This window comes from Sinorhizobium sp. BJ1 (genome assembly GCF_002531555.1).
Lineage (GTDB): Bacteria > Pseudomonadota > Alphaproteobacteria > Rhizobiales > Rhizobiaceae > Sinorhizobium > Sinorhizobium fredii_B.
Genome location: NZ_NWTH01000018.1, coordinates 20964 through 44922, shown reverse-complemented (window position 1 = coordinate 44922; position 23959 = coordinate 20964). Strand labels below are relative to the sequence as shown.

General features: G+C 60.2%; 21 protein-coding genes and 1 pseudogene. 13 read left to right on the top strand and 9 right to left on the bottom strand.

All coding sequences use genetic code 11. From position 1 onward, the window contains the following. Positions 1-28 precede the first annotated feature (28 nt). On the bottom strand, positions 29-1693 hold the full coding sequence (locus CO676_RS21240) for an ABC transporter ATP-binding protein (RefSeq protein WP_097522527.1): 1665 nt from the start codon (positions 1691-1693) through the stop codon (positions 29-31). 226 nt (positions 1694-1919) lie between these two features. On the opposite strand from CO676_RS21240, the gene CO676_RS21235 reads away from it, so the two are divergent. After that, positions 1920-2588, top strand: a complete 669-nt coding sequence (locus CO676_RS21235; protein WP_014761032.1) for an FCD domain-containing protein — start codon at positions 1920-1922, stop codon at positions 2586-2588. Positions 2589-2683: 95 nt separating this feature from the next. Here the strand turns inward: CO676_RS21235 and CO676_RS21230 are convergent, their stop codons facing one another. Next, positions 2684-3568, bottom strand: a complete 885-nt coding sequence (locus CO676_RS21230; protein WP_097522526.1) for a LysR substrate-binding domain-containing protein — start codon at positions 3566-3568, stop codon at positions 2684-2686. Between the two features lie 75 nt (positions 3569-3643). On the opposite strand from CO676_RS21230, the gene CO676_RS21225 reads away from it, so the two are divergent. Genes CO676_RS21225 through CO676_RS21215 form a run of 3 tightly spaced genes read left to right on the top strand, consistent with a single transcriptional unit; the run spans position 3644 to position 6511 of the window. Continuing rightward, the gene (locus CO676_RS21225; protein ID WP_097522525.1) at positions 3644-4813 is read left to right on the top strand and encodes a four-carbon acid sugar kinase family protein; all 1170 of its coding nucleotides are present in this window, start codon (positions 3644-3646) and stop codon (positions 4811-4813) included. Then, complete coding sequence (gene pdxA / locus CO676_RS21220; RefSeq protein WP_097522524.1) at positions 4810-5811, top strand: 4-hydroxythreonine-4-phosphate dehydrogenase PdxA; 1002 nt, start codon at positions 4810-4812, stop codon at positions 5809-5811. The genes CO676_RS21225 and pdxA overlap by 4 nt, the downstream gene beginning before the upstream one ends. A 1-nt stretch (position 5812) precedes the next feature. Next, entirely contained in the window at positions 5813-6511 is a 699-nt protein-coding gene (locus CO676_RS21215; RefSeq protein WP_097522523.1) for a 4-hydroxythreonine-4-phosphate dehydrogenase, read from the top strand. Positions 6512-6898: 387 nt separating this feature from the next. Here the strand turns inward: CO676_RS21215 and CO676_RS21210 are convergent, their stop codons facing one another. The 6 genes from CO676_RS21210 to CO676_RS21185 all read right to left on the bottom strand — a co-directional run bounded on the left by CO676_RS21210 (position 6899) and on the right by CO676_RS21185 (position 13727). After that, the gene (locus CO676_RS21210; protein WP_097522522.1) at positions 6899-8173 is read right to left on the bottom strand and encodes an FAD-binding oxidoreductase; all 1275 of its coding nucleotides are present in this window, start codon (positions 8171-8173) and stop codon (positions 6899-6901) included. Between the two features lie 76 nt (positions 8174-8249). Beyond that, positions 8250-8726: an Lrp/AsnC family transcriptional regulator gene (locus CO676_RS21205; RefSeq protein WP_014761026.1), complete on the bottom strand. Its 477-nt coding sequence runs from the start codon at positions 8724-8726 to the stop codon at positions 8250-8252. A 71-nt stretch (positions 8727-8797) separates the two neighbouring features. Further along, positions 8798-10132: an aspartate aminotransferase family protein gene (locus CO676_RS21200; RefSeq protein ID WP_097522521.1), complete on the bottom strand. Its 1335-nt coding sequence runs from the start codon at positions 10130-10132 to the stop codon at positions 8798-8800. Positions 10133-10235: 103 nt separating this feature from the next. Continuing rightward, a complete protein-coding gene (locus tag CO676_RS21195; RefSeq protein WP_245424387.1) occupies positions 10236-11480 on the bottom strand; it encodes a phosphotransferase in 1245 nt (414 codons plus the stop codon). A gap of 170 nt (positions 11481-11650) precedes the next feature. Next, a complete protein-coding gene (locus tag CO676_RS21190) occupies positions 11651-12319 on the bottom strand; it encodes a haloacid dehalogenase type II (protein ID WP_097522520.1) in 669 nt (222 codons plus the stop codon). Between the two features lie 718 nt (positions 12320-13037). Continuing rightward, entirely contained in the window at positions 13038-13727 is a 690-nt protein-coding gene (locus CO676_RS21185) for a haloacid dehalogenase type II (RefSeq protein ID WP_097522519.1), read from the bottom strand. A gap of 552 nt (positions 13728-14279) precedes the next feature. Between CO676_RS21185 and CO676_RS21180 the strand changes: the two genes are divergently transcribed. The 7 genes and pseudogenes from CO676_RS21180 (at position 14280) to CO676_RS21150 (ending at position 20412) form a co-directional block, all read left to right on the top strand. Beyond that, the gene (locus CO676_RS21180; RefSeq protein ID WP_179875582.1) at positions 14280-15344 is read left to right on the top strand and encodes a phosphotransferase; all 1065 of its coding nucleotides are present in this window, start codon (positions 14280-14282) and stop codon (positions 15342-15344) included. Between the two features lie 8 nt (positions 15345-15352). Next, on the top strand, positions 15353-16723 hold the full coding sequence (locus CO676_RS21175; RefSeq protein WP_097522518.1) for an aspartate aminotransferase family protein: 1371 nt from the start codon (positions 15353-15355) through the stop codon (positions 16721-16723). A gap of 101 nt (positions 16724-16824) precedes the next feature. Beyond that, complete coding sequence (locus CO676_RS21170) at positions 16825-17508, top strand: GntR family transcriptional regulator (RefSeq protein ID WP_179875579.1); 684 nt, start codon at positions 16825-16827, stop codon at positions 17506-17508. A 234-nt stretch (positions 17509-17742) separates the two neighbouring features. After that, a complete protein-coding gene (locus tag CO676_RS21165; RefSeq protein ID WP_097522516.1) occupies positions 17743-18816 on the top strand; it encodes a tartrate dehydrogenase in 1074 nt (357 codons plus the stop codon). A gap of 16 nt (positions 18817-18832) precedes the next feature. Next, positions 18833-18985, top strand: a pseudogene (locus tag CO676_RS36165) (glycerate kinase); the annotation flags it as partial. Between the two features lie 251 nt (positions 18986-19236). Next, on the top strand, positions 19237-19713 hold the full coding sequence (locus CO676_RS21155) for an Lrp/AsnC family transcriptional regulator (RefSeq protein WP_097522515.1): 477 nt from the start codon (positions 19237-19239) through the stop codon (positions 19711-19713). Between the two features lie 216 nt (positions 19714-19929). Further along, positions 19930-20412 (top strand): GNAT family N-acetyltransferase, encoded by a 483-nt coding sequence (locus CO676_RS21150; RefSeq protein ID WP_210202632.1) that lies wholly within the window; start codon positions 19930-19932, stop codon positions 20410-20412. 234 nt (positions 20413-20646) lie between these two features. Here CO676_RS21150 and CO676_RS21145 read toward each other — a convergent pair whose 3' ends face one another. Further along, the gene (locus CO676_RS21145; RefSeq protein WP_097522513.1) at positions 20647-21489 is read right to left on the bottom strand and encodes a GNAT family N-acetyltransferase; all 843 of its coding nucleotides are present in this window, start codon (positions 21487-21489) and stop codon (positions 20647-20649) included. Between the two features lie 331 nt (positions 21490-21820). Here CO676_RS21145 and CO676_RS21135 point away from each other — a divergent pair, with 331 nt between their 5' ends. Next, entirely contained in the window at positions 21821-22816 is a 996-nt protein-coding gene (locus tag CO676_RS21135) for an ornithine cyclodeaminase family protein (RefSeq protein ID WP_097522511.1), read from the top strand. Beyond that, entirely contained in the window at positions 22813-23790 is a 978-nt protein-coding gene (locus CO676_RS21130; protein WP_179875578.1) for a threonine/serine dehydratase, read from the top strand. Before CO676_RS21135 ends, CO676_RS21130 begins: the two co-directional genes overlap by 4 nt. Positions 23791-23959 lie beyond the last annotated feature (169 nt).

Here is a 23959-nt window from a genome sequence, read left to right as displayed (position 1 = left end):
CTCCCTAGTGGTATTTCCGCCGTAGCTCTCAAGAATTAACGGCAATCGGTCGAGTGTCCCTCGGGCGCTCCCCGGGAATCGCCGCCACCAGCTCGCGCGTGTAGGCCGATTGCGGGTTCAGAAAGATTTGGGATGGTGGGCCGCGCTCGACGATCTGCCCTTTCTGCATCACTGCGATTTCGTCGCAGATCTGGCTGGCGACGCGCAGATCATGGGTGATGAAGATCATCGAAACGCCGGTTTCCCGCTGGATCTGGTCGAGCAGCTTGAGGATCTGGGCCTGGATGGACACGTCGAGCGCAGAGACCGCCTCGTCGGCAATCAGCAGCTTGGGCTTGAACATCAAGGCCCGGGCGATGCCGATGCGCTGACGTTGCCCACCGGAAAACTCGTGCGGATAGCGGCCGAAGGCGCCGGCATCGAGACCGACATGGGCCAGCAACGCTCGCGCCTCCTCACGCGCCTGAACATATGGCATGCCGTGCGCGACGGGACCGACGGTAAGAATTTGTCCAATGGTCGATCGCGGGTTCAGCGACGCGAAGGGATCCTGGAAGATCATCTGGATCCGCGGCCGCAGCGGTCGAAATTCGGACTCGGAAAGCTTGGCGATGTCGCGGCCTTCGAAAAGAATGCGACCGCCATCACTGTCCTGCAGCTTGATCAAAAGCCTTCCCAGCGATGACTTGCCAGAACCGCTTTCGCCGACAACGCCGAGGGTGCGTCCCGCAGCCAGATCGAACGAGACGTCCTTCACCGCAGGCACGATGCGTTGGCTGCCGAACAGGGCACTGCCGCTGCGATAAGTTTTGGACAATCCTTCGACCTTCAGGATGGTCTCGTTGCTGGCCTTCTCCTGCGGTTCGCGATCCTTGCCGGTCAGGTGCGGGACGGCGGCAATCAGGCGCTGGGTATAGGGGTGAGTGGGGGATTTCAGAACCTGATCGGCGCTGCCTTGCTCGACAACGCGACCTTTTTCCATAACCACAACACTGTCGGCGATCTCAGCCACAACACCGAAGTCATGGGTGATGAACATCACGCTCATACCCTTGCGGCGCTGAATGTCACGGATCAGCTTCAGAATCTGCGCCTGCGTGGTGACGTCGAGGGCCGTGGTCGGTTCGTCGGCGATCAAAACCGCGGGTTCGAGCGCGAGCGCCATGGCGATCATGACACGCTGACGTTGCCCGCCCGAGAGCCGGAACGGATACTGGTAGTACATGAGCTCCGGATCGGGCAGACCGACTTCCGTCAGCAGCTCGATGGCGCGCTTGCGCCGCGACGCCTTCGTGCCCACGCCATGTGCCGTCAGGACTTCGGTAATCTGCTCGCCGACCGTCATCAGCGGGTTGAGCGCCGAGAGCGGATCCTGGAAAATCATGGATACAACGCGGCCGCGCAGTCCTCGCAGTTTTTTCGCCGGTGCGCCAATGATGGCCGTACCATCGAGATGAATAACGCCGGACGAGACGGGGATCAGCTTCGGCAAGAGCCCCATGATTGTGTTGGCCGTTACCGACTTGCCTGAGCCGGACTCGCCGATAATGCACAGGATCTGACCACGCTTGAGATCAAACGAGATGTTCTCGACGGCATGGGTCCGTTCCATGCCTTTCGGCAAGTCGACTGTCAGGCCACGCACCGAAAGCGCTGCGTCGTCTCCAGAAACAGCCTCTGTTCTAGCGGCCATCGAGATTCCTCCCTTTTCAATGGAGCCGTTACTTTGCGATTTTACCCGCTGCTCTATACGTGCTGCCATCCGACAATCGTTCTGCAGGCAGTGCGCATGCATTCCCTGTACTTCAGCGCCATCGCTACCAATCAGGGTCTGATGCTCAATCAATATAAGATTGGTCTTGCAATTGGTGTCAATATAGATCAATTTGGTTGCGGAAAAAAATAATTAGCGAGGGCTCATGAGCGTAGTCTTGAAGGATTTCATCGAAGCCGAAGGTCTGGAGCCCGGAGATCGATTACCGCCTGAGCGCGATCTGGCGCTCAAACTCGGGCTGCCCCGCACCGCACTTCGACGAATGCTTGCTTCTCTGGAGAAGGAAGGCCGGCTCATCAGGCATGTGGGCAGGGGAACATTTATCGCTGGCAGCGGGGTTACCTCGACGGCCCTGCGTCGCCCGCCAGGCAGCACGGGAGACGCGTTGCGCACCTATCCGGCCGAGGTTTTCGAGGCTCGGCTGATCATGGAACCCAAGATCGCCGCCTTGGCGGCGTTACGGGCGACCAGACAGGAGATCGACGAAATGCAGAAATCGATCGATCGGGGCAGCGCGGCTGAAACCTTGGTCGAATTCGAGAAATGGGACGCTGTCTTTCACCGCATCATCGTCGGAGCCGCCCGCAATGGCCTTCTCGCCTCGCTCTATGAAGGTATTCACACGGTACGCGCAGGAAACCTCTGGGGGAAAATGAAGGAGCAGTCACTAACCCCTGAGCGCATGAAGGCTTATATCGCCAAGCACCAGGCCACTCTTGACGCCATCAAAGATCGCGACAGCAGAGAGGCCGAGCGAAACATGTACGACCACATTGTCGAAGCCAGAGCAAACATTCTTGGCCCGAATGCCTGAGCACCTGATAGCGGTCTGGTATTGAAGCGAGTTGTTGCACTTCGAATGCTTGACCGGTTTTGAGATCAAGTTAGGCACCGCGACGGTGTGTTGGCTCAAGACGCCACATAGAAATCTTCGTGAATGGCGGCGAGAAGCCAAGACACAAATTGATCGATCCCAGCCGTCTTCTTCGCCAGCGCCGAACGAATGATGCCGTAATGTGAGCCATCACGCTGAAAGCCGAGCGGCGCGGCGAGGCGGCCATTGCGGATATCGTCGAGGGCAATGATCTTGGGGCACATGGCCACGCCCAGACCGCCGGCTGCGGCCTCCACCATCAGGAAATGATGGTCAAGGAAGCGTGTCGAGCGCGGCTTCGGCGCGTCCGGATGGGCGGCGGACCACTTCTGCCAGGCATCCGGCCGGGTCTTTGCAGCAAGCGCGACATAACCACCGGCCGCAAACCGATCCGCCATGGCGGGATGCATGACGGGACCGACTTCCTCTTCGATCAACCGTTCGACCTGCCAGTTTGCATCGATCGCGAAATCGAGCCTGCGGATCGCGAGCGTGATATGGTCGCGCGCAAAATCGAAGCCCCCACCACCGACGGAAAGGTGAAGGTCGATCTCGGGCTGGCGATCCTGAAACTCCGAAAGCCGCGGGATCAGCCAGCGCATGGCGACGGACCGTTCGCAGGAAACGACGATCGGCGGGGACACGTCAACTTTGCGAATATCCTCCAACGCCGACGCAACGAGCGACAGCGCGTTCGTTGTCGCCTGCGCGAGGCGCGTGCCCTCCCCCGTCAGCCTTAGGCCGCGCCCATCCGGTTCCAGCAACCGGATTTGGAGGTGTTCGGAGAGTTTCGAAACGCGCCGGCTGACGGCACCATGCGTCAAGTTTAACTCAGACGCGGCCGCACGCACGGAACCCAGGCGGGCCACGACCTCAAAGGCACGCAGATCATCGAGGGAGGGAAGGTCCGAACGCTTCATTGGTGATAATATATCACCAATACGCGTGAAATCATATCGATTTTCCTTTCAAGATTTGAAGAATAGCTTGAGGTCATGGCAAAAACCATTGACAAAATCAAACACGTTGGCGTCGTCGCAGACGACCTGACAAGCGCGGCGGACGGGGCAATCGCTTTCCTGAAGCGCGGCTATATCCCCCGCGTCTGCAGAGTAGGACCGGACGATACACAAGCCAGTCTCGTCTCCATCGACACCGGCAGCCGCATGCTCTGTGAAACCGATGCAGCGCATGTGACGCGCCAGGCGGTAACCACGCTCGCAGACAGGCCGTTCCTGTATAAGACGATTGACTCCACCCTGCGTGGCCATATCCGCGTGGAAATTGCCGCCGCATTCCAGGCCAGCGGCCGGCCACGTTTGGTCATCGCACCTGCTTTTCCTGCTGCCGGGCGCACGACGATCGACGGCATTCAACTGCTGCACGGTGAGCCGGTTGCACAAACGGCATACAGCCGCGACCCTGTCCATCCCGCCCACACGTCGCGCATCGAGGATTTGATCGAGCCCGGCCTCGGCCGGATCGCTAAAATTTCCGCGCACATCGAGGACGGCGAGATCGGCAAGGCCATTGGCGACGCTCCGGTGGTCATCATCGATGCATGCGAGCAGGTGATGCTGAATCGTCGGGTTGCGGAGATCGCGAAACACGGCCCGGTGCTGTGGGTCGGCTCGCCGGGCATGGCGGAGGCGCTGGCCACGGTAGTCGAGCGGCGCACAGGCCAGGACACCTTCACGCCCGAAGGGACGCCGCACCGTGTTCTCGTGCTTGTCGGCAGCGCAAACCATGTCAGCCATTCGCAGTGCGAGACATTGGCCGCGACAGGCGCTTCGGTCGCAATGCGTGCGACGGATATCGACGAGGCAGCTTCTGTCGTCTGCATCCGTACACCGCACATCCGAACCAACGACCCGGCGAAGGCTCTCGCCACCCTGGTGGACGAAGCAGAGATCGCTTTATCCCGGCATCGATACGACGCCATCGTCGCAACGGGCGGAGAAACCATGCACGCCCTTATGGAACGGCTCTCCATTCACGCCTTCGATTTGATCCGTGAACTCGAGCCCGGCTTTCCCCTCGGCTGCGCTCGTCTTGCCGATGGACGAATGATGCTGCTCGCCCTGAAAGCAGGCGGCTTCGGTTCCGACATGACACTGCGCAATGCCGCCGACACCATTCGCCGAATGGGAAAGGAGACCGCATGAACACCTCCCTGCCGCCGCTCGCCGTCACCACGGGCGATCCCTCCGGCATCGGGCCAGAGATCGTGGCAAAGACGATGCTTGCCCGCACCGACCTACGTCGCAACATCGTCGTCGGCGATCCGGCCGTGATGGCGAAGGCGATCGCCAGCCTCGGCGGCAGTCTGCCCATGAACGAGATCCATGACGTCGCCGACGCGAAGCCGGATGGCGCCCTGAATATCCTCGCCGCGTCCCGCGTCGAAACCCCACCAGCACTTGGTAAGGTGAGCGCCACCAGCGGCCGCATGGCCTATGATGCCATCGTTGCGGCGATCGAACTCGCCAGGACGGGCAAAGTCGCCGGCATCGTGACGGCGCCGATCCACAAGGAGGCGCTTGCCGCTGCGGGGCTTCCATACCCCGGCCACACGGAGATCCTCGCGGAAAAAGGTGGCGCGGGGCGCGTGGCGATGATGCTCGCCAATGACGATATCCGCTCCGTGCTGGTGACGATCCACTGTTCGCTGGCAGACGCGATCCGCCAAGCCGATTTTCCGGCACAGATGTCCGCGATACGCCTTGCCCACCAGGGGGGTCGTGCGTTGGGAATTGCCCGCCCCCGAATCGCCGTTGCGGGGCTCAATCCGCATGCCGGTGAAGGGGGTCTCTTCGGAGACGAGGAAATCCGCATCATCGCGCCCGCCATCGCGGCAGCCCGTGCGGAAGGCATAGATGCCAGCGGCCCCTGGCCGGGCGATACAGTTTTCATGCAGGCCCGAAACGGCCGCTTCGACGTGGTCGTCGCGCAGTATCACGATCAGGGGCTGATCCCGGTCAAATATCTCGGACTGGAAAGGGGCGTGAACATCACGCTCGGCTTGCCCTTCGTGCGCACAAGCCCCGACCACGGCACCGCCTTCGATATCGCAGGCTGTGGCATTGCCGATCCGAGGAGTCTCGAAACAGCGATCGACTACGCCCGCCGACTGGCGAAGGCACCGTACGACCAGGAGAATTGACATGACCCCCATCGACTTCATCTTCATGCTGACTCGCAACGACCGGACGATCCCGGATGCGCTGGAGCAGCTTCCCTCGGTGCTTTCTGCGGGTGTCCGTCATATCGGCTTCAAGGATATCGGCCTGCCCCTCCAAGTGCTCTCCGAGCTTAACCGGGCAATCCGGGCCGCAGGCGCGAAGAGTTATCTCGAAGTGGTTTCACTCGACCGCGCCAGCGAAATCGCGTCGGTGCGCGCCGCCCTCACGCTCGGCGTCGACTATCTGCTTGGTGGCACCCATGTCGACGACGTCCTACCGCTCCTTAGGGGAAGTGGTATCCGTTACTACCCCTTCCCCGGCCGCATTGCGGGCCATCCGAGCGTTCTGGAGGGTTCCATGACGGAGATCGTTGCAAGCGCAAAGGACCTTGCCGCCCGCGAGGGCGTGCATGGCCTTGATCTCCTTGCCTATCGCGCCGATGTCGATGTCGCAGACCTCATCCGGGCGGTCTGCGACGCTGTCGCCAAGCCGGTCATCGTCGCAGGTTCGATCGACCGCGCCGAACGCATCCACGCCGTCGTCAGCGGCCGGGCCGCCGGCTTCACGGTCGGTACCGCCGCTCTGGAAGGCCGCTTCCCTGCAGCCATTCCAGGCTTGACGCATCAGCTCCTGACGATCACTTCCATAAAGGACCAGGCGAAAGAGCTGACCGAGCAGTGACGGAAAATGGCGCTTTAGTCAGGGCGCTAGCCCCCTCCTATGCGTCGAACCGAAAATTGGTGATATCTGCGGGATTCTTCCTCTTGCATAAGGTCATGTTGGCTGGCCTCGCTGATATCGGTCGGCTCGAAGAACCGGTCGAGAGCGGCCTCGCCGAAGACGACCTTCTCATTAAGGTCGCCGAACTTCTCTCGCGTTCATCTACGATGGGAAGCAATCGACTGCCTCGAGCGTCGAGCGAGTCCCGGATCAACGGCGCTCAGCTCCCGTTGATTGAGCACGGAACGGGGACGCCGTCTGTGTACCGACTAGGAACCCGACTCGCCTCACGTCGACGGTTCGAACCACCTCGCCCTCGACGGTTTCCACAAACAGGCACAGAAGTACCTACCCGAACCTGTCCAGCATCTTGAAATACATGCCAACCAGCGGCAGGAACCAGGGTGTGCCGAAATGTCCCGGCACCGCGGGCCAATCGAGGCCCTTCAGCGGGTTCCGGTCGGGCCTGTCGAGGATCGCATCCGCGACGATCATGCCGAGGTGGGTCGAAAGCTGGGCGCCATGGCCGGAATAGCCCATGGCGTAACATACGCCGTCATGATAGCCGGCGCGCGGGAAGCGGTCCTTGGTTATGTCGACAAGGCCGCCCCAGCAATAGTCGATCTCGACATTGGCGAGTTGCGGGAAGATCTCTGCGAGGCTTGCCTTGAGGATTGCGCCGATCTTCGTGTCCGAGCGCTGGTCGGCGCTTGCCGAGAAGCGGGCGCGGCCGCCGAAGATCAGCCGGTTGTCCGGCGAGAGCCGGAAATAGTTGCCGATATTCATTGACGTGACGCAGGTGCGGTTGCCGGGCATCGTCGCCGAGATCTCCGCTTCGGTCAGCGGCCGCGTGGCGATGACGAAGCTGCCGACCGTGATGATCCGGCGGCGGAAATAGCCGAAGGTCGAGGGCGTGTAGGCCCCGGTGGCGACAAGCACCGCATCCGCAGTGACGCTACCCCGGGCGGTTTTCAGTTGATGGCGGCTGCCCGCCTGCCGATGTTCCGTAACGGCTGCCTGCTCGAAGATCGTCGCGCCGTGCCGCTTGGCTGCCTCGGCGAGCCCGACGACGTAGCGGCCCATATGCATCATCGCGCTCTTCTTCGACAGCATCGCGCCGAAGAAGGGTGAGCCGACTTCCTGCTTCAGGTCGCCTTCTCGGAGAAGCGCTGTATCTGGGTCGACCTCCGCATGCACGGCTTCGAAGTTGCGGGCGATCGCGTCGAAATGCTGGGGCTTGGAAGCGAGCTTCAGCTTGCCGGCGCGGCGGAAGCTGCAGTCGATTCGCTCTTCAGCGATAAGTGCCTCGATCGTGTCGATCGAGTCGTCGAGCGCCTTGTAAAGCGCGATCGCCCGCTCCTTGCCGAGCTCCGCCTTTGCCGCCACATAGCTATGCGCGAGCCCGTTGTTCAGGTGTCCGCCATTGCGGCCGGAGGCGCCCGAGCCGACATTCTCCGCCTCCAGCACGACGACATTGGCGCCCGCCTTGGCGAGTTGGCGGGCGGCGCCGAGGCCGGTGAAGCCGCCGCCGATCACTGCGACGTCGTAGTGGCCATCGACCGGACCCTCCGCGGCCCCCGCGAAGGCTGGGGCGGTGTCGTGCCAGTAAGGGAGGAATTTCATGGGGGTGCGCCTTCTCGCTGGAGATCGAAACGCCCACCGTCCAGTGGGAGCAAAGGGCGAAAGTGTTGTTGAGATTCTATGGCCGAAACAGGTTCGTCAGCGGCAGGTGCCGCTTCCCGACCGGCGATTTCAGCACGACGAAGCTGAAATATTTGTCGATGCCGACGTCCAACTCGACCAGCCGCTCCATGATCTCTTGATATTCGCCGATCCCGGTGGTCACGAATTTCAACAGGTAGTCGTAGCCGCCGGAGACCACATGGCACTCGATCAGTTGATCGATCTTCTCAACGGCGGCGAGGAAGCGTGCAAAGTCGGTCTGCCGGTGGTTCTTGAGCGTGACCTCGGTGAACACCGTTAACGTCTGCCCCAACTTGGCGACATTGATCTGCGCCGAATAGCCCTCAATAAAGCCCTCCGACTGCAGCTTCTTCACGCGCATGAGGCACGGGCTCGGCGATAGGTTCACCACCTCCGAAAGTTCCACATTTGTCATTCGGCCATTCTGCTGCAGCACGTGCAGTATCTTGACGTCGATCCGATCGAGCTTCATGGACTTACTTTCGCTTATGAGAATCGCTCGAGCCCGCGATCCGGTAAATTCGGCCGCCGAGGCAGCCTATGTTACACCTGCGCGACGGCCTTCTTGAGCGCGCACTCCATGGCTTCGAGGAACCGGTCCACATGCTCCGCCTGGCAAATCAGCGGCGGGCGCACCTTCAGCGTATCCTCGTTGGCGCCCGTCGTACTGATCAAAACGCCATCCTCACGCATCAGGTTTACGATATTCAAGGCCATGGCACGCCGGCTGGCCTCTCCCGCTCCATCCAACCCGATGTCGATGCCGAAGAACAGCCCGGCATTTCGAATACCGCGAATGCCGGGGTGCAGCTTGGCAAGATGCTCCAACCCCAGCCTCAGGCGCTCACTCATGGCGTGCGCATGCTCGGGGATCCGATCCCTTTGCAAGATTGTCAGGACGGCGTCAGCCGCCGCGATCCCGACGGTATTGCCGCCGAATGTGTTCGAGTACCGGGCAGTAGCGCCAAAGCGATCCATCGGTGCCTTACGGCCGACGACCGCGCCGATTGGAAATCCATTGCCCATGGGCTTGCCGAGGGTAACGAGGTCCGGAACAACTTCGTGCCGCTCAAAACCCCACATGTGCGTGCCCGTCCGTCCGAATCCCGGCTGCACTTCATCGGCGATGACGAGACCGCCCGCCTCCCGCACGGCCCTAACGCCGCCGGCGATGAAGCCAGGCGGGTCCACCCAGACGCCGTCGCTCGAAAAAATGCTGTCGATGAGGAGGCCCGCGACGCCAATGCCACGCCGGTTCAGGTCTGTAATGGCGGCTCGCACTTGCGCTTCAAAGAAGTCCGCTGCCTGCGCTTCCAAAATGCCTGCGGGGCCTGGTAGAGACGCCATCCGTACGGCAGGACTGAGCTTGACGGCGTCGCCCAGATTGGGCGACACCATCGCCGTGGCCGCGCTGGTGCCGTGATAGGCGTGGGAAGAGACGATCACGCCCTCACTGCCGCTGGTCAAACGGGCGATCCGAAGCGCCAGATCGTTCGATTCGCTTCCCGTGCAGGTAAAGACAACGCGGTTCAACTCCTCGGGAAAGGTGGCCACGAGCCGTTCGGCATAGTCGACAAGCCTCGGTTCGAGATAGCGGGTATTTGCGCTCATTCGGCTGGCTTGTTCCGCCATGGCAGCGTTGATCTCGGGATTGCAATGCCCGAGAGAGGGCACATTGTTATAGAAATCCAGATAGCGATGTCCGTCGGGGTCGTAGAGCCATATCCCCTCGCCGCGAACGAAATGTACCGGTCGGCGGTATTGGAGCCTGTAGGAGGCTCCCAGTACGCTGTCGCGCCGGGCGATCAGCTCAGATTCGCGGGGGGGAATTGTGGCTTCCCCGGGGGTAAAGCGGTTGGGCATGAGATCTGTGGACATAGCTTTGATCCTGCTTAAGTTTCCACCGCGAGAAGGTCGCGAGTTACCGTACTGATTCCAAGGCGAGTGACGAAACACTCGGAGTGCCTTCGGCAACGCCGAACTAAGGCACCGCGCGTTGCACAGCCATCTCCGCCTCCCCGACGCCTAACGCCGATAGGATAGCGAGCCCGCGTTCGGCTCGGGCCACGTTCTTCTTGATATATGCTGCCTCTGCCGGAAACAGCTCGGCTCGCCAGTAGTTGATCAGGATGAGGGCGCTTTGCCGCGCCATTATCAACCCGACGAGCAGTTTTGCCTCGAGCGCGGAAAGCGGAATTACCGAAGCATAACCAGCGATGAGATTTTCTGCGCCGCCCAGAGCCAAAGACGGGTCCGTCACCACGTGGCTTGCCGCAATCGCAAGATCCTGAAGCCGTGGACCCCAGCAGCCGTCGCCGAAATCAATGAACGCGACACCATCATCGGTCAGGAATGTGTTGAACGGGTTAGGGTCATTGTGCGTGACCTGCCATGCTACCTTGCGCAGCTGCGGCTTGGTAAACTCGACATAGTTGCTCATGGCAAGACGCACGGATTCTGCAACGGACCCTGTAGGCAGATGCTTCTCCAGTTCCGTTAGCCTCGGCCAGCATCCGACATGCCAAAGGACTGGGCGGTGCATCGCGGGCAACTTCAGAGGCTCGAGAGCCAAACTGAGCCTACCAAGCGCCTGGCCGACCTGGTAAAGGACGTCCGGAGTGGCGTTCGCCTGGTGCAGCGGCACCCCCGAAAGTCGGGTCTGCAGGTAGCCGCAAATCTCCCCCTCTTCGAACATCAGCGTACCGCCGCTGGTACGCACGATGTGAGGTGCTGCGAAACCGGAAGCGCCTTCCAGCCCTGCAAGGGCCGCAACCTGGAAGCGGAAACTGTCTCGTCCTTCCGGCCGCGCTGACGTTTTGAGGATCAACCGATCGCCGTTCAACAGGGTGACGTCCGCGGTACACTCGACTTCCGAGGACAGGACCATGATCGTTCCCGTCAAACCGTAGTGGCGTAGTAGCAGCTCACCCGACACGCGCGCTTCCGCAGCGCTTGGCTTTGTCGCCAGAATAGCGGCGGCGGCCCGAAAATACACTTCGGTGAAAGGCGTGCCGACCGACTGGGTGCCGTCGAGATGACCCTTGCCGTCGTCTGGAACCGCATCGTTACAAGCACCCAAGTTTGAGACCTCGCACTGTTTGGAGCGGGCGGCATGCTCATCCGACAAGCGACCGTCGAGATGGCATCCATTCCGCTGCGCCCAGCCTTGATAAGGTCGGGCGATTTCTGCTGAAGGCGGGCGGGGCCACCGTCCCGCCTCCAGCACGATTGTCTCGGTCCCGGCCCTGGGATTACCTCGCCCGCGCCGGGCCCGTGATGCCACCGCCGAACACGGCGGCACCGTAATGGCTCTCCATCGGCCCTCGACACTCCGGCAAACCGAGGTCCGTTATCGGGCCGCTGGAAGAGAGGTTTTCAGATGTAATTCAGGCTTCCTCAGAGCCCGACGACGCCTGGCAATTCCGAGATGCCGGCGATCTCGGTATAGCCGTAATAGGGATTGGCCGGCTCGTGACCGCGATTGACCCAAACCTTGTTCTTGATCCCGAGGTCATGTGCGGACATCAGATCGTACCGGAACGAGGAGGAGCAATGCAGTATGTCCTCCGGACCGCAACCAAGCATGTCCAGCATATATTCGAAGGCCCGGAAGTGCGGCTTGTAGGCCTGAGCCTCTTCGGCGGTGTAAACGGCGTGGAAAGGCGCGCCGAGCTTCTCGACGTTGGACATGATCTGCGAGTTCATTGCATTTGACAGGATGACCAGCGGAATTTCCTTGGCCACCTTGGCAAGCCCAGCCGGAACGTCCGGATGCGGCCCCCAGGTGGGAACGCGTTCGTATACCTTCTGGGCGTCTTCGTCCTTGAAGTCGACGCCGTTGCGCTTGCAGGTCCTCGCCAATGCGTTATGGACCACCTCCGCATAGGGCTTCCAGTCGGCCATGACTTCATCGAGCCGGTACGCAGAGAAGTCCGCGATGAACTGCAGCATTTTCTGCTGGCTCATTCGGTCGCCGTAAAGATCGCGTGCCGCCTCCGCCATCTGGAAGTTGATCAGCGTGCCGTGGCAATCGAAGGTGATGTATTTCGGGCGGAAAGTGGTCATGCGCTTCGTCCTTTTTTGGCGGGGATCTGTTTCCGTTATGAGCAATCGTAGGCCGGTCCCAGCCGCTGTATCGTTCGGAATCCCCGGTTCGTCAGCAGAAAACTCTGGACCAGAGGTCAGCTTAGCCCTTTCGATTGCGCGTGAACGGTGATCCGACCGTCGAGATGCCGAAAAGGCGGCGGCGCCATTTCCCAGCCAATAGAGGACAAAAATACTGTAAACCTGCCCTTCAGCACCTGCTCCAAACGCAGAATATGCCGCCATGCATATCCGCCCCGCCACATCCACTGACGCTCCCGCCGCCTTCGAGCGCTATACACGAGTTGGCGTTCGGGTTGAATGGCGATGCTGTCCTGCCCGTATCCGGCATTACGCACCAACCCGTCGAGCTGTCAGGATAGATGGGAACCGGAAAGATCGACCCGGTCCAGTCATTCCCGCACGCTTCGCGGACGACCGCTGTGCGCCCCAAATCGGTCGTTGAGGAACAGCCCCGGTTACTCGAAAGCGGACATCGATAGCGGCCGCGTAACAAACGCGTCCCGAGCCTGACGTGCCGTTGCCTCACGTACGGATCATACCGTCCTCTAACGCCAGCAGGTCACTCGTGCGGAAGGGGTCTCTAAAGGCCATGCTTGCTCCCCTTCGAACGATAAAGAGAAGGGGCGAATGAACCGCCCCGGTCTCATCGTAGCGACAGCGCCTGAGCGCTAGTTTTTCAGGCACGCTTGAGGGCTGGTTCCAGGCCAACGGCGGCGGCTAACCCGCCGATATCCTTGATCTCGGTGTATTCGTAATAGGGATTGGCCGGCTCATGGCCGCGGTTGACCCAGACCTTGCTCTTGATGCCCAGGTCATAGGCGGTCATCAGGTCGTAGCGGAAGGATGAGGACACATGAGTAATGTCTTCGGGCCCGCAGCCGAGCTTGTCGAGCATGTATTCGAAGCCCTTCATCAGAGGTTTGTATGCCCCGACTTCTTCTGCCGTGATTACCATATGGATGGGCGCGCCCAGCTTTTCCACGTTCGACATGATCAGGCTGTTCATGGAGTTCGACAGGATGACCAGCGGAATTTCCTTGGCCACCTTGGACAGGCCAGCCGGGACGTCCGGGTGCGGACCCCAGGTTGGCACTTCGTCATAGATGCGTTGCGCGTCTTCGGGTTTGAACGGGATACCGATGCGTTTGCAGCTGCGTTCGATGGAATTGTGCACCACTTCGAGGAAAGGTTTCCATGACCCTAGCACCTCGTCAAGGCGATAGCCTCTAAAAGCCTCGACAAAGCCGGCCATCGCTTCTGGGGAGAGACGCTCGGCGTAGACGCGTCGCGCAGCGCCGGCCATATCGAAATTGGTGAGCGTGCCGTAGCAGTCGAAGGTGACGTACTTCGGTCGAAATTGAGTCATGGCGTGTATTCCTTCCAATTTTACGGCACAGTGTGCCTACACAAGGTCATCGTCCTGGGCATGCCGCCTGTCTAAAGAGGCCGCGGTGCCGATAGACCGCAATGCGGCAGCGACGCAGGTACCTTTGAGAGTCCGTATCTGATCAGTTTCATATCCTTTGTCTTTTTTGATATCAGGCGGAGCACTCCAACTTGCTTGCTGCATTCCGGCCAGTGGGAGCACACTGGCATAACTTTGTGGCGACGGCAAGAGATTGTCCAACAATTTTCGGATGGTTAATCGTCCTGCCGCTTGCCGACAGCTTGAGTGCGCCGTTATTCAAACAACACAAATTTCGCGATGATGCGGCTGAGTATGACGGTATTCCCTTGGTTTTGTCGGTATTCCTCAGAACATCCTACGCAGTCGTCAATCGTCATTCGGCAGAAAAAGACTGATCCCAATCCGCAAGAAATCTCCCTCAGAAAAGAAATTGTTGTACAAAAATTGGAATGTGAGATAGTGAGGCCATCGAGCTGCCCATTCTCGAGGCAGGATCTGAATGAGTTGAAGATGGGTCACAAGCATCAGTGCGGGCCAGTCCGCGTCCCTGAGCTTTCCGAGGCGTGCCATCCCGTTGGCGCCGCGGAAGCCGAAGAAATCGCCGAACGACTATATGGCGCGCGTGGCTCGGCCACGCGCTTTGAAACCGAGAAAGACGACACGTTCCTCCTCAACTGCGCGGCCCGGGGGAAGTTCGTGCTGAAGATCGCTCATCCTTCCGAGCGGATGGAGGAGCTCGATTTCCAGGTCGCGCTGATGCGTCATCTCGAGCAGCGGGCCCCTGATCTACCCGTCCCCCGTGCACTTCGCGACGTCGACGGCGCGGATTTGCCGATCGTCACTACCAGTGCCGGCGAGCGGCGAGTGGTGCGGCTCATTACCTTCCTCCCCGGCACTCCGCTCGACCGGACATCTTGCACAGCCCCACAGCGCGAACGGATCGGCGAAATCCTAGCAAAGCTGCGTCATTCCATGGCCGATTTCTCGCATCCCGCAGACGGCCGGGCGGTCGCATGGGACGTCACGCATCTGCTCGATCTCACCGATCTGTTGAGCTTCATCCCCGAGGGCGGCAAGCGTGCCTGGACCGTCCGCGCGCTCGAACGGTTTGCCGAAGTCAAGCCGAGCCTCGACCTGTGCCGGCGGCAGGTGCTCCACAACGACTTCAATACGTCGAACCTGGTCGTCGATCACGCCAGCCCGCAGTTCCTGACCGGCGTCATCGACTTCGGCGATGCGGTCCGTACCGCTGTCGCCGTCGATGTCTCCACGGCGTTGATGAATCAAATGCCAAAAACGTTCGACCATGGGAACCGGCGTGACCTGTTCGACGAACCGCGCGACGTTCTGCGCGGTTATCTCCGCCACGCCGAACTGACGGACGAGGAACTCCGGCTCATCCCCTTCCTGTCGATGGGCCGTCTTGCGGTCCGTGCGCTGCTGACGTGCTGGCGCGCCGAAATCTTCCCCGAGAATAGCCGCTATATCCTGCGCAATACCGAAGCCGGCTGGGCCCACCTCGAGTGGTTCCACTCGATTTCGACCGCACAGATTTCCGATCTTCTGACACGATAGGAACCGTAATGTCCAAGCAAGCGACTATCCTACCCAAGGGCTTCCGTGGCGACATGCCAAATGGCTTCAACCCTCAGGACACGTCTCATCTCACAAGTGAAGATCTGGCGCATATCGCCAGGCGGCAAAGGCTGCTCGGGCCCGCTTATCGGCTCTTCTACAAGTCGCCGGTTGAGATCTCCCGGGCCAAGGGCGTCTTCCTCTATGACAGGCACGGCAACGAATATCTCGATGCCTATAACAACGTGGTATCGCTGGGTCACTCTCATCCACGCGTCGTCGAGGCGATCCAGAAGCAGCTCGAGGTACTCTGTACCCACACGCGTTACATGCAGGAGCCCCTGCTGGACTATGCCGAAGCCCTGATCAATACGTTCGGTGGCGAACTCGGCCGAACCGGATGCGCGATGTTCACATGCACCGGCTCGGAAGCCAACGACCTCGCCTTGCGAATCGCGCGTTACCACACACGCAAGACCGGCGTCATCGTCACGGCCGAAGCCTATCACGGCAACAGCGGCGCGGTGGCGGCAATCTCGCCGTCGCTCGGCAAGAAGTCGGCTCTGGACCCCTATCTTCGCACGGTCGCCGCGCCGGATTCCTATCGCCTACCCGTCGAGAAAATCGGCCGGCGGATGGCGGAGGATGTCGCACGGCAGATCGCCGACATGGAGCGGCATGGCGGCGGCCTAGCGGCCTTCATCGCCGACTCCGTCTTCTCCTCCGATGGTCTCTATGTCGACCCGACGGACGTATTGGCGCCGGTGGCGGAAGTGGTGCGCAAGGCAGGCGGCCTGTTCATCGCCGACGAGGTGCAGTCCGGATTCGGGCGGACCGGCACCCATTTTTGGGGTCACTCCCGTCACAAGGTCGATCCGGACATCGTGACAATGGGCAAGCCCATGGGCAACGGCTATCCCGTTGCCGGCGTAGTCCTGCGGCCCGAACTCATCGCCGAATTCGGATCGAGCATGCGCTACTTCAACACGTTTGGCGGCAACTCCGTCGCTATCGCCGCTGCAAGGGCCGTGCTCGACACGATCCTCGAAGAGGGCCTGTTAGACAACGCCGCCAAGGTCGGCGGCGAAATCCTCCATGGCCTACGGGACCTACAGAAGGAATATGAGTTCGTCGGCGATGTTCGCGGGGCCGGCCTCTATTTCGCCGTCGAACTCGTCAAGGATAGAGACCGGAAAACGCCGGACATGGACCGTGCGCTTGCAGCCGTCAATGCCTTGCGCGACCGGCGCATCCTCATTTCCGCGACGGGAGCGGACGCGCATATCCTCAAGATCAGGCCCCCGCTCATCTTCACATCGGCCAACGCGGCGCGTCTGCTCGAGGGCGTCGACGAGGCGCTTCGGTCCGTGCAGATCTAGGACCCGCCACCATGCAGCCGGGCGGCACAATATCATCTTTGCCCTTCCCCGCCGCATGTGGCGTAGGTATGCAAACAAGATCAACGAGCAAAGCTAAAGCCATGCCGCCGCTGCACGCCAAGAATCAAGCCGAAGATCTTGAGATGAATCTCGAGCCCTTGCCCGCTAGCGCGGTGGAAATCCTGACCCACGCCTTGCGACGGCGCATCTTGTCGGGAGATTTCCGACCAGGCGAGTTCCTCCGCGACGTGAAGATGTGCGAGGAGCATTCGACCTCGCGGCACACATTCCGTACAGCAGCCCAGGTGCTCGTCACGCAGGGCCTGCTGCGTCAGATACCGAACCGAGGCTTTGTGGTGCCCGAATTCGGGCCCGACGATATCGTCGATATCACACGCGTGCGCGGCGCCATCGAAGGCGAGGCCATTCGTCTGATCGTGCTGACCGGCGTCATCCCATCTCAGGCGCTGGAGGCGGTCGAGGTTATGCACAGGTCGACTCTATCCTCCGACAGATCCCTGCTGGTTGCTGCGGACCGTGACTTCCACCGCGCGATTATCGCCGCTAGCGGCAGCGCTCGGCTGAAGCGAACCTATTCAGACCTCGAGGGCGAGATTGAGCTTCTCCTCGCACAGCGGCAGGATTTCTACGCCACTGCCGAAGAAATGGCGGAAGAACACGAGCGGCTCATCAACAGCTTGAGAAGCCGCCACTACGATACGGCGCGGGAGGCGTTCCAGGAGCACTGGGAAGATCTCCAGATCAAATTGCTCGATCAACGCTGACCTGCGCTCCCTGCGGAATTTGACAGCTCCGAAGGATAACCTGCCAGGCGGCGCTGAGGATGCCGGTGCCGCCGGTTCGACGCGGAGCAAGCACCATCTTGGATGCTTCGTCTCCGGCTCCGCCAGAGCCTGCTTTTCGGCGGAGTCGCGGCGTCGACGCCAATCGCATGGCGCCGAAGGCGCAGAACGGCCGTTGCCAGCTAACTTGAGCAAATAACGCTACAGAGAAGTTTGATGCGTGAATACTCCATCGCAGCCATACCCGCGGACGGCATCGGACCTGAGGTGATCGCCGCCGGCCGAACGGTTCTTGCGAACCTGGAGATGCGACTCGGCGACGTCAAGTTCACCGTCGAAAATTTCGACTGGGGATCTGACTACTACAAGAAACATGGTGTGATGATGCCGTCGCACGGGCTGGAGCAGCTCAAGAAATTCGACGCTATCTATTTCGGCGCGGTCGGAGCACCGGATGTTCCGGACCATATCACCCTGTGGGGACTCAGATTGCCGATCTGCCAGGGCTTCGACCAGTACGCCAATGTCCGGCCAACCAGGATCCTGCCTGGCATAACCTCCCCGCTGCGCAATTGCGGCCCCGGCGACCTTGACTGGGTGATCGTACGCGAGAACTCCGAAGGCGAATATTCTGGCCATGGCGGCCGCGCCCACCGCGGCCTGCCCGAAGAGGTCGGCACTGAGGTCGCCATCTTCACCCGCGTCGGCGTCACCCGCATTATGCGCTACGCGTTTATGTTGGCCCAATCCCGCCCGCGCAAGTTGCTCACGGTCGTTACGAAGTCGAATGCCCAGCGACATGGCATGGTCATGTGGGACGAGATCGCTTCTGAGGTGGCGGAGGAATTCCCCGACGTGACGTGGGACAAGATGCTGGTCGATGCCATGACGGTCAGGATGACGCTCAAGCCGCAGAGCCTCGACACCATCGTGGCAACGAACCTGCACGCCGACATTCTCTCCGATCTCGCTGGCGCGCTTGCCGGTAGCCTGGGGGTTGCACCGACGGCGAACATCGATCCGGAGCGCCGCTTTCCCTCGATGTTCGAGCCGATCCACGGCTCCGCCTTCGACATTACCGGTAAGGGCATCGCCAACCCGGTCGCCACTTTCTGGACGGCTGCCCAGATGCTTGACCACCTCGGCGAGCAGGACGCTTCGGCCCGCCTCATGCGCGCTGTCGAGCGGGTGACTGGCGCCAGAATCCTTACCCTCGACGTAGGCGGTACCGCCACGACCCGGGAGGTTACCGAGGCCGTCTGTGACGCGATTCATTCATCCAACGTCTAGGGACACTTGGCAGACGATGATCTGGGACGATCAGAAAGCAAGGAAGGCATTGCGCCGGATCTTTGACGCTGCTGTCTGCAGTGCCGACCCGGCGTTGATCGTCCCGCAGCATCTGCCGCCGCCGCCGAAAGGCAGTTGTGTCGTGATCGGCGCCGGAAAGGCATTCGCCGGCAACCCTTCGGGTGCTCGAGTAAGGGGAAGAACCGCCGAAGGCCCTGGATCCGCCAGCAGAAGTACATGTCGTGGCGGCGCCCGCTCTGGCGCTTGCAGCAGCTGCCGAGGCTCCGACGAGCCTTGGGCTGAAGCCGCGCGCCACGATAGTTATACGGCTTTCAGGCCATCGGGGATCTCGTGGTCACCGGCCCAACTCTCACCAACATCAACGGCATCCGCGCCATCTACATCAGCGGGAGCTCGCCAATGAAACTTGATCGGATCGACGTCAAGATACTTAGTGCATTGCAGAAGGATGGCCGAATGACGAATGTCGAACTTTCGGAATTGGTCAATCTCTCGCCAAGTCCCTGTTTGCTGCGCGTGAAAAAGCTGCAGGCGGAGGGCTATATCGAGGGCTATTCTGCGCGGATCAATATCGGAAAACTGGGCCAGACGTTGACGGTGTTCACCGAAATCACGCTGAAGAACCACCGTCAACTCGACTTCGCGAGATTTCTTACTGCAATCGAGAAGGTCGATCAGGTGATCGAGTGCCATCTGGTTTCGGGAGGCTACGACTATCTCGTAAAATTCGTCACCGCAGGAATCGAAGAGTATCAGACGCTGATGGAGCGGCTCCTCGATTCGGATATCGGCATTGACAAGTACTTCAGCTTCGTCGTGCTGAAATCGCCCCTGGTCAAAGCGCATTTGCCGCTGGCAAGCCTGTTCCAGCAGTAACCTCGCAGCAGACTCAATGCGGGCGGTGTGGTGGCCGGATTCCTCGGTTCGTCAGCAGAAAATTCCGGACTAACGGCCAGGTTGGCTCTTTCGATGTCGCGCAGAGGGTGATGCAACCTCGAGGCGCCGAGGCGGAGCCGCCATTTCCCAGTCAGCAAAGGACAAAACACCATGACCCGCTTCTCAGCACCTGCCGCAAAGGCTGATCATGCCGCCATGCATATTCGCCCCGCCTCATCCGCAGACGCTCCCGCCGTCTGGTCAATTATTGAGCCCATGATCCGAGCGGGAGAAACCTATGCGCTCGATCGCAACCTGAGCCGGGCCGAGGCTCTCGCGTACTGGATGGGAGCAGACAAGGAAGTCTTCGTTGCCGAGCAAGCAGGCGCCATCCTCGGCACCTATTACATGCGTCCCAATCAGGCTGGCGGTGGTCAGCATGTTTGCAACTGCGGATACGTCACAGCGCCTGATGCGACCGGTAAAGGCGTCGCACGTGGTTTGTGCGAACACTCAATGGCAACCGCCCGCGCCCATGGGTTTCGGGCAATGCAGTTCAACTTCGTGGTGAGCACCAACCGGCGGGCTATTTCGCTATGGCAGAAAATGGGTTTTGAAGTCGTGGGCACGTTGCCCGGCGCGTTCAGTCACCCGACACATGGCTATGTTGACGCCTTCGTCATGTATCAAGCGCTATAGGCGACTGCGTTCGCGACCTTGGATGAGATACTGTCCTGCACGTATCGGGCATTGACGCCCCACAGATCCCGCGAACCCGTCGAGAAGCTTATGTCCGGTCGCGCAGGCGACAGTCGCTTCCTTGGCCGTTTCAGCACCTGCCCGCCGCCTCATGGCGGCGATACGAGGTGAGCGGATGAACCAGATAGCACCGTCGAGTTCGACAAGCGAGTCCCCTCATCTTTTCCACCAAGATCAACCGAGTGCCTGACTGACCAGCGCGTAGTTGCAGTGATGGGTGGGTTTGCTTTGCCCGCACGCGGCCCCGCGACGTCGCATCTTGATCCCACAGCCAGCGTGGTTGAGCCCGCGCGCGGTGAGCCATCCTGCAAGATCCGTGGAGACATCCGTGTCGATACGGACGAACCTGCCCTGGTGATGGGCGAGCAGGAAATCGATCAGGGCCCTGGCTTCGGAAGCGTTTCTCGCTACCACCGGTCCGATGACCAGACCACGGCCGAAAGACCGGATCGCCGCGAAGGCCTGGATCTCGCCGTCATCGCGAATGACAGCGAACTTCGCCCGCTCGCGCAGAATCTCCATCAATGCCGAACGGTCATGGCCATTTGCCGCGCGGTCCAGCGCCACCAAGTAGGCATGATCGCCGCTCTCGCTCCATGTTACATGGGCCGGCGCCTCAACCCGCAACGGCTCGCCCTGGTGCTGCACGGTCTCTCCGGTCACAGCAAAACCCACTTTCTCGTAGAGCGGAAGACCTTCCTGCGTCGCCACCAGATAGCAGGTGCGCTCTCCCGCCTTGGCAAGCGCCTCTTCCAACATCTTCCGGCCGAGGCCGCGGCCGCGCATCGCGGCATCGACGATGACCATGTTGATGGTGGCGGCGTCATCGCCATAGGGCGTCATCATGACGGTCGCGACGAGGCGATCCTCTTCGAGTGCGACGATTCCCTGGCTGATTGACTGGACCAGTTCCCAATCCTCGCGCCGATGCGGCCATTGGACCTGGCGGGACAGTTCCAACGCACCGTCAAGATGCTTTGGCGCCATCTTCTCGAGCATGATCTCTTGGGTCGTCATGGTGCGGTCCTGGCCTGTGTCTTCTGCGTTTACGGTAAACCGTAGAAGACAGTCGTTCCTCCCGACGTACGGCGATGCGCGACGCGTTTGCGCTAACCTTTGCCGCCTGCGCCGCATCTTGTGCCAACCGTGGCGGAGACTACGCGCTGACGCCTAGCTCGGAAAGAAGCCTGCCGCAACTCTCTGCCAAAGCCCCAATGCGATACGGAACAATCGACTGGAGGTCATGGCGAATACGGCCACGATTCTCGCCGCTCGCCCGCTATGGTGATTGCGGTGCTGGGCGTGCTGTCCGATGCATCCCATGAATCCAAGAACAGAGAGGTCGTGCATGAAAACGCTGCTGCTTAAGAAGGATGACGTAAGACGGCTAATCGGCATGGCGGAAGTCATCGGCGCGGTGGAAGAGGCATACAAGGCCTTTAACAGCGATCAGGTGGAACAACCCGACTATATCGGAATAGATCTCCCACCGCCTCGTGGGGAAATTGACTTCAAGCTTGGTTATTACAAAGCCAATGAAGTGATCTCCATGAAAGCCTCTTCTGGAGGGTTCATTGACAACCCGACAGCACACGGCGTGCCCAACGGCATGGCGACCATTTTCCTGTTTGATGGCAGGAGCGGTGCGTTAATTTGCATTATGGACGGAAGCTTGATCCTTGGTCTCAGAACCGGTGCGTCTGGAGCCGTTTCCGTCAAGGCACTGGCAAGGAAAGACGCCAGGAAAATTACGTCGGTCGGGACGGGAAACCAGGCGCGAATGCAAATCCGGGCGATCAACGAGATCATGAAGATCGAAGAGATCCACGCATGGGACAATAACCGGGATACGCTTTCCAAATACAAGACGGATATCGAAAGCGAGCATGGCATTCCTGTAATCATGGCCAACTCCAAGAAAGAAGCCGTTGAGCAGGCCGATATCCTGATTACGACGACCCGCGGGAAAGGGTCGCTTGTGGAAGCGGATTGGGTGAAGCCCGGTACACACATCGTTGCAATCGGCACGGATCAACGCGGCAAACAGGAGCTGGATCCGGAGCTCTTCAGGAACGCGAAGGTCGTCGTCGACTCGGTTGCGCAGTGCACCGAAAAGGGCGAGACTTGGCACCCCCTGAATAAAGATATCATCACCAGAGACGCCATCCATGGCGAAATCGGCGAGATATTGCTGGGGAAGAAGCCAGGACGAGTAAGTGATGACGAAATCACGATTTTCGATTCCACCGGCATGGCCATACAAGACAATACGACTGCCAGCAAAATCTATCGGAACGCCATCGCCAATAACGTCGGCGCCTTCTTCCAGTTCTTTGAGGAATGACCATGCGCAATTACCCCACCATTCAGGACATCCGTGAAGCCCGGGAACGGCTGAAGCCGCACGTCAGGCACACGCCGCTGTTGCGTGCGGAGAAGATCGAGAAAGCCGCTGGCTGTCAGCTTTATCTCAAACCCGAAACGCTGCAGATTACTGGCGCCTTCAAGATCCGCGGCGCCCTGAACAAGGCCCTCTCGCTCTCGAGAGAAGAGATCGCAAACGGCATTATCGCGACGTCGTCGGGCAATCATGCCCAAGGGCTTGCTTATGCCGCCAGGATGCTGGGCGTAAAGGCGCTCTTGGTCCTTCCCGTCACCACGCCCAAGATCAAGATCGAAAACACGAAAGCCCTCGGGGCAGAAGTCATTCTTTTCGATGGCGACACCGCCGCCCGATGGAAAAGGGTGTATGAAATCGCTGAAGAAAACAAATACGCGCCCGTTCACGCTTTTGAGGACCCGATCGTGATGGCCGGTCAGGGAACGATCGGCTGTGAAATACTCGAGGACCTGGACGATGTGGACACGGTCATCGTTCCCGTGGGCGGTGGAGGCCTGATCTCGGGAATTGCTACCGCTATCAAGGAAACGAAACCATCGGTGCGCGTTATCGGGGCAGAGCCTGCCTTGACACCGAAGTATTTTCACAGCCGGATCAACAAGGAGCGCACATCGCTTCCCTTGAAGAACACTATTGCCGATGGCTTGAGGTTGAGCGTTCCGGGTCAAAACCCGTACCCGATTATCGAAAGATATGTGGACGAGATTGTTCTCGTTGAAGACGAGCACATCATCGCCGGGATGCGTGCTCTCGCCAGGGATGCGAAATTGATCGCTGAACCAGCCGCCTCGATTGGCGTCGGAGCACTGTTGGCGGGCTCCATAAAGGTCAAACCGGATGAGAAGGTTTGCGCGGTGTTGAGTGGTGGAAACTGGGATCTAGGCGACCTTGCCGAGATATACAATGTAGCGGGGTAATCGTTCCAGCTCGGTCAGTTCACCACCCCGATCGCGGTTGAACGTCCGCGATTGTCATCGCCAAGCAAGCATCTGCCGGTCCGGAATGCGGCCCGAACACGTCATTCGCCGATCTACTTGGCGACGACCGCTTGCGACGCCTTGCGCTCGTTCGCGGAGAGCACCGGAA